The organism is Buttiauxella cochleicola, assembly GCF_021283185.1.
In the GTDB taxonomy this organism is placed as follows: domain Bacteria; phylum Pseudomonadota; class Gammaproteobacteria; order Enterobacterales; family Enterobacteriaceae; genus Buttiauxella; species Buttiauxella massiliensis.
This window is the reverse complement of record NZ_JAJSOS010000016.1, coordinates 96631-103179: the sequence shown is the minus strand read 5'-3', so window position 1 is coordinate 103179 and position 6549 is coordinate 96631. Positions and strand designations below refer to the sequence as shown.

The 6549-nt window shown below is 50.3% G+C and carries 5 protein-coding genes; 1 reads left to right on the top strand and 4 read right to left on the bottom strand.

Translation table 11 applies throughout. The features are described 5' to 3' along the window. Nucleotides 1-172 precede the first annotated feature (172 nt). The 4 genes from hemG to pepQ are packed head-to-tail and all read right to left on the bottom strand — an operon-like array spanning nucleotide 173 to nucleotide 4157. On the bottom strand, nucleotides 173-706 hold the full coding sequence (gene hemG, locus LVQ76_RS20640) for a menaquinone-dependent protoporphyrinogen IX dehydrogenase (protein WP_232866842.1): 534 nt from the start codon (nucleotides 704-706) through the stop codon (nucleotides 173-175). 12 nt (nucleotides 707-718) lie between these two features. Beyond that, nucleotides 719-2170 (bottom strand): Trk system potassium transporter TrkH, encoded by a 1452-nt coding sequence (gene trkH, locus LVQ76_RS20635; protein ID WP_034461629.1) that lies wholly within the window; start codon nucleotides 2168-2170, stop codon nucleotides 719-721. Nucleotides 2171-2214: 44 nt separating this feature from the next. After that, nucleotides 2215-2826: an IMPACT family protein gene (locus tag LVQ76_RS20630; protein WP_232866839.1), complete on the bottom strand. Its 612-nt coding sequence runs from the start codon at nucleotides 2824-2826 to the stop codon at nucleotides 2215-2217. Further along, on the bottom strand, nucleotides 2826-4157 hold the full coding sequence (gene pepQ / locus LVQ76_RS20625) for a Xaa-Pro dipeptidase (RefSeq protein ID WP_232905405.1): 1332 nt from the start codon (nucleotides 4155-4157) through the stop codon (nucleotides 2826-2828). Before pepQ ends, LVQ76_RS20630 begins: the two co-directional genes overlap by 1 nt. Nucleotides 4158-4351: 194 nt before the next feature. On the opposite strand from pepQ, the gene fadB reads away from it, so the two are divergent. Further along, a complete protein-coding gene (gene fadB, locus LVQ76_RS20620; protein ID WP_232922355.1) occupies nucleotides 4352-6541 on the top strand; it encodes a fatty acid oxidation complex subunit alpha FadB in 2190 nt (729 codons plus the stop codon). Nucleotides 6542-6549: the final 8 nt, after the last annotated feature.

Below are 6549 nucleotides of genomic sequence, written 5' to 3'. Positions count from 1 at the left end.
TTTCAGAGTCAAGCGTTTATTTTCGCTTTTCATCTGGCTGACAAGCCGGTTTGTAAGCCGTTGTGCCGTGTCAGTGGAGGCGCAGTATAGGGATTTTCTGGGGGCTGACAAGTGTTTATTGCAAATAAATGACTGAGCGCATCTTTTTTCATCAAAACGGGTATTTTGGACACTATTTGATGTTTAAGCGAGCTATCTCGCGGGCGAAACGCGTCACCTGAGGCCAATCTGTATAAACAACTTCTTTGCTAATATCCGTTTCACCGCCTGTCATCTTCATAATCAAACGAATCATCATGCGATCGTACCAGCTATAACGCGGGTAACGCAGCGCACCAGCAAACACTGCACAGTGTTTTGGTTGCCACGGCGAGGTCAGCAAGAACTTACGCGTATAAGAGTTGGTTTGTGGTGAACGCTTCTCTGGTTTGCGTGCAACCAGGTTTACGGAAAAGAAAGCGCTTGGGATGTTGTTCAGCACTTGCTGATGCTTCTTCACAAACGCCGCAACTGATGAATGAAAGTGTCCGTACCGAATAGACGCGCCAATAACGACGCGCTCATAGTTATCCCAGGCAATATCTTTGGTGCGATGCAGATTAACCACATCGCTCTCTACGCCCAGCTCTTTCAGCTCAGATGCTATATAAGAAGCAATCTCGCGAGTTTGACCATCACGGGTCGAAAACAGAATCAAAGTTCTCACTGCAGGCTCCGGTTACTCTCGCCAGAAAGTTGGCGTGAACAGTACGAGTAAGGTAAACACTTCAAGACGGCCAAACAGCATGTTGGCAATCAGTATCCATTTCGCCACTGGGTTCATGCTGGCAAAATTATCCGCCACAACCCCCAACCCTGGGCCAAGGTTATTTAATGTTGCTGCGACGGAAGCAAAGGCCGAGAAGTCATCCACGCCAGTCGCGATGATGGCGAGCATGCTGACGATAAAGACCAGTGCATAAGCAGAGAAGAATCCCCATACCGCTTCAAGGATACGTTCTGGTAACGCACGGTTCCCAAGCTTAATGCTATACACCGCATTTGGGTGCACCAGGCGTTTAAGCTCGCGGTTACCCTGCTTGAATAACAGCAGGATACGAATGACCTTGAGGCCACCACCCGTTGAACCAGCACAGCCGCCTATAAAAGCAGAGCACAGTAACAACACAGGTAAGAACAGAGGCCAGCGTGCAATGCTGTCTGTAGTAAATCCCGCAGTTGTCGCCATTGAGACAACCTGGAAGAATGCCTGATTCAGCGTTAACAGTGCCGTCTGGTAAGTATTATGGAACCACAATACGAGGGTACAGATAGCCACCAGCGTCAGTTGCACGCCAATGAACATACGGAACTCAGGGTCGCGCCAATAGACTTTTAAATTACGCCCGCTTAATAAAGAGAAGTGCAGGCCATAGTTACAACCGGAGATCAGTAAGAAGATGGCAATAATAGTGTTAATCGTTGGGCTATCGAAATAGCCGATACTGGCATCGTGAGTAGAAAATCCACCAATGGCGATCGTCGCAAAACTGTGGCCTATCGCGTCAAACGCAGGCATACCCGCAAACCAAAGCGCCAGTGCACAAGCAACCGTTAGCAAGACATAAATGAGCCACAGTGTTTTTGCGGTGTCAGCAATACGCGGGCGCATTTTGTTATCTTTAAGCGGCCCCGGCATTTCCGCGCGATATAACTGCATCCCACCGACGCCCAAGATTGGCAGTATTGCCACTGCCAACACGATGATCCCCATACCGCCAAACCATTGCAGCATTTGCCGATAAAACAAAATCGCGTGTGGGAGCGTATCCAGCCCAACAAGTGTCGTCGCCCCGGTGGTGGTTAAGCCCGAGAATGATTCAAAGAACGCATCGGTAATAGTGAGATTAGGCTGTTCCGCAAAAATAAAGGGCAACGCCCCCACACTCCCCAGCACCGTCCAGAACAATACGACGATCAGGAACCCTTCTCGAGGTTTGAGCTCGCTTTTCTGTCGCCTGTTAGGCCACCACAAAAAAGAACCAATGAGTAACGCTGCGAAGAAAGTCTGGGTGAAAGCTCGGCCAGCACCATCGCGATAAATTAAAGCTACCAACCCTGGAATAATCATGGTCACGGAAAAAAGAATAACTAACAGACCAACGATTCGGGTTATGGCGCGAAAATGCATTTCAGCCGCTTCCTTAACTATCAAAAAATAACGAGAGGGAATTATTATTCAGCCGGCAATAAATGCAATGCACCGCGGCTAAAATCAGCAAGTCTGACTGAAAAATCAGCGAATTTTGCTTGTGGCAATGCCACACGTAATAATACAGATGCTTGAAAATCACTTTGCATCACAATGCCGTCGTACTGCTTGAGCAGAGTTTCGATTCCGGCAAGCTGTGCGTAGTCACATTGCAAAGTATATTCGGTTAACGGAACTTTGAGCACAGTAGGCAATTGGTTTAATGCCGCCTGCACACCGCCACCATAAGCTTTCACCAAACCGCCTGTTCCGAGTTTGATTCCGCCAGAGTAGCGAACGACTACAGCTGTAATTTCACCAATACCACTTCCCATAAGCTGGGCAAGCATTGGTTTTCCAGCAGTGCCTGCGGGTTCGCCATCATCAGAAAAGCCTAACTGCTGCGAGTCATTCGGCGCACCAGCCACCCAGGCCCAGCAATGATGCCTGGCATCCGGGTGTTCAGAACGTGTTTTTTCAAGAAACGCTTTCGCCGCTATTACACCAGCCGTATGCGCGACCAGCGTAATAAAGCGACTTTTCTTGATTTCCTCACTGAACGTGACGGACTCAGCAGGAATCAGCCAGCTATCCATTACGCCAGTTTCAAATCACGCGTCATGTTTTCAACACTGTTTTCATAAACAATCACGTTGTCTTCAATGCGAACGCCACCGAAAGGTTTCATTGCTTCAATACGCTGCCAGTCAAAGTGTTTGCTGTACTGGCCTTCGCGCCACGGCGCGAGTAAAGATTCAATGAAGTAAATGCCCGGCTCGATAGTCAGAACCATACGCGGTTCCAGAATACGCGTGCAGCGCAGATACGGATATTGAGAAGGGGCAGCAAGGTGCGTACCGGTGTCATCCTGCATGAAGCCAGCGACATCATGAACCTGCAGACCCAATGGGTGGCCTAAACCGTGTGGCATAAATGGCCCAGTAATACCGGTTTCAACCATCGCTTCTTCGCTGATACCCGTTACCAGCTTATGGCGGTTCAACAGTTTCGCGATGCGCTGATGGAACTGAATATGGTAATCGGTGTAACGCACACCCGCTTTCAGGGTGTCAATTAACGCAAGTTGCTCGGTGTTAACGTCTTTCACCAATTGAGCGTAATCATTGTCGCTATTTGCCGACCAGGTACGCGTTAAATCAGCCGCATAACCGTTGTATTCCGCGCCAGCATCTAAAAGGAAGCTACGCATTTCCGCAGGAGCGCGATTATCTAATTTGGTGTAGTGCAGAACCGCTGCGTGTTCGTTGAGTGCCACAATATTGCCATATGGCACATCGGTATCGCGGTGTCCTGTTGCAGTCAAATAAGCCTGGTTGATATCGAACTCACTCATTCCAGACAGGAAGGCTTCATGAGCTGCCTGATGGCCAACCACTGCGGTTTTCTGCGCTTCCCGCATGCACGCCAATTCATAATCTGTTTTATAAGAGCGATAGTAATGCAGGTAATCAATCACCCCTTTAGGGTTGACGTTAGCACCCTGAATTTCAAGCTGCACAGCACGCTCTGGTACTGGGCCGATGTAACCGATATTGCCACGTGCAGCAGGCAATTGGCTGCCAATGCCATCTGCTTTTGGCAAAGCAATCACTTCAATTTCGTCAGTCCAGAAGGATTCTGGCAGCGGCTCAACGTTGTGCCAGTAATCAACCGGCAAGTAGAACCACAGTTTCGGTTTGTTAACGCCATCCACCAGCAGCCAGCAGTTTGGCACTTGTGTCACCGGAACCCAGGCTTTGAATTGTGGGTTAACTTTGAACGGATATGGATGATCATCGAGGAAGACGTTGACCAGCTCGCCCGAGTGAATCAACAGCGCGTCGAGATTAAAACGCGCCAGAACATTGCGGGTACGTTCCTGCAAAGTTGCCACATGATCTTTATAAAGTGAGGCCAGTGAATCCATGATTTACCCTTCTGTTTTTTTCATAAACTGAACGCCACGCATCTTAGCACACCGTAAAGTTTGCGAACTTATTTCCAGTGGCTGTGATCATCTTTGCAAATATTTAAAGAGTTATTTGCATTTCATTAACATCAATTCCACACTCCTCTCCATCTGGTACGACCAGATCCCATTGCTGGATTCAGGAGACTGACATGCTCTACCAAGGTGAAACCTTACATCTCGACTGGCTGGAAGATGGCATCGCAGAATTGGTATTCGATGCACCCGGCTCAGTGAATAAACTCGACACCGCGACCGTTGCGAGCCTCGGGCACGCGCTGGATGTGCTGGAAAAGCAGCCGCAGTTAAAAGGCCTACTGCTCAGTTCCAATAAAGCAGCGTTTATTGTCGGTGCAGATATTACCGAATTCCTGTCGCTGTTCCTGGTTCCTGCGGAACAACTGACTCACTGGCTGCAATTCGCCAACAGCGTTTTCAATCGCCTGGAAGATTTACCGGTCCCGACCATTTCGGCAGTTAATGGTTATGCCCTTGGCGGCGGCTGTGAATGTGTGCTGGCAACAGATTACCGTCTGGCCACACCTGATACCCGCATCGGCCTGCCAGAAACCAAACTGGGCATCATGCCTGGCTTCGGTGGTTCTGTACGTCTGCCACGTTTACTGGGTGCTGACAGCGCGCTGGAAATTATCACCGCCGGGAAAGATGTCGGCGCGGTTGAAGCGCAAAAACTCGGTTTAGTTGATGGTGTCGTTAAAACTGAAAAACTGCGCGATGGCGCACTGGCAATACTGCGCCAGGCAATTAATGGCGATCTGGACTGGAAAGCCAAGCGCACACCGAAGCTGCAACCGCTGAAACTGAGCAAGATCGAAGCCACTATGAGCTTCACCATTGCCAAGAGCATGGTGATGCAGATTGCCGGTAAGCATTACCCGGCACCAATGACCGCCGTAAAAACAATTGAAGCAGCGGCACGTCTGGGCCGTGATGAAGCATTAAAACTGGAGACTCAAAGTTTCGTGCCGTTGGCGCGTTCTAATGAGGCCCGTGCGCTGGTCGGGATTTTCCTTAACGACCAATACATAAAAGGTCAGGCGAAAAAGCTGACCAAAAATACCGAAACCCCGAAACAGGCCGCCGTTCTTGGCGCCGGAATTATGGGCGGCGGCATTGCTTACCAGTCTGCCTGGAAAGGCGTACCGGTATTAATGAAGGATATTAACGAAAAGTCACTGGAGCTGGGCATTAACGAAGCCAGCAAACTGCTAAACAAACAGCTGGAACGTGGAAAAATCGACGGCATGAAACTGGCGGGCGTGATTGCAACCATTCATCCGACGCTCGATTACGCAGGTTTTGAGCGTGTCGATGTGGTCGTTGAAGCGGTTGTTGAAAACCCGAAAGTGAAAAAAGCGGTTCTGGCGGAAGTGGAAGACAAAGTGCGTCCGGACACCGTGCTGGCGTCGAACACCTCGACTATTCCGATTGGCGAACTGGCAAACAGCCTGAAGCGCCCGGAAAACTTCTGCGGTATGCACTTCTTCAACCCGGTGCATCGCATGCCATTAGTGGAAGTGATTCGCGGCGAGAAAACGTCTGAGCAAACCATCGCGAAAGTCGTGGCGTGGGCCAGCAAAATGGGCAAAACGCCAATCGTGGTGAACGACTGCCCGGGCTTCTTCGTCAACCGCGTTCTGTTCCCATACTTTGCAGGCTTTAGCCAGTTGATGCGCGACGGTGCCGATTTCCGTCAAATCGACAAAGTGATGGAAAAACAGTTCGGCTGGCCAATGGGTCCGGCGTATCTGTTGGATGTGGTCGGTATTGATACCGCGCACCACGCGCAGGCGGTGATGGCTGCAGGATTCCCACAGCGCATGCAGAAAGATTATCGCGATGCCGTTGATGCGATGTTTGATGCAGGCCGTTATGGCCAGAAAACCCAGCAGGGTTTCTATCGCTACAAACAAGACAGCAAAGGCAAACCACGTAAAGAGCAGGATGAAGCAACCGTCAGCCTGCTGGCTGATGTCAGCAAACCACGCCACGACTTCAGCGACGAAGAGATCATCGCTCGCATGATGATCCCAATGGTCAACGAAGTGGTACGTTGCCTGGAAGAAGGCATTATCGCAAGCCCGGCCGAAGCCGATATGGCACTGGTTTATGGGCTCGGATTCCCTCCTTTCCACGGCGGTGCCTTCCGCTGGTTGGACACCATTGGCAGCGCCAAATATCTCGATATGGCTCAGCAGTATGAGCATCTCGGCCCGCTATACCAGGTGCCAGATGGTCTACGTATAAAAGCGTCCCGTAACGAGCCGTACTATCCACCGGTTGAAGCCGCGCGCCCAGCCAGTGACCTGAAAAGTGCCTGAGGAGTGAT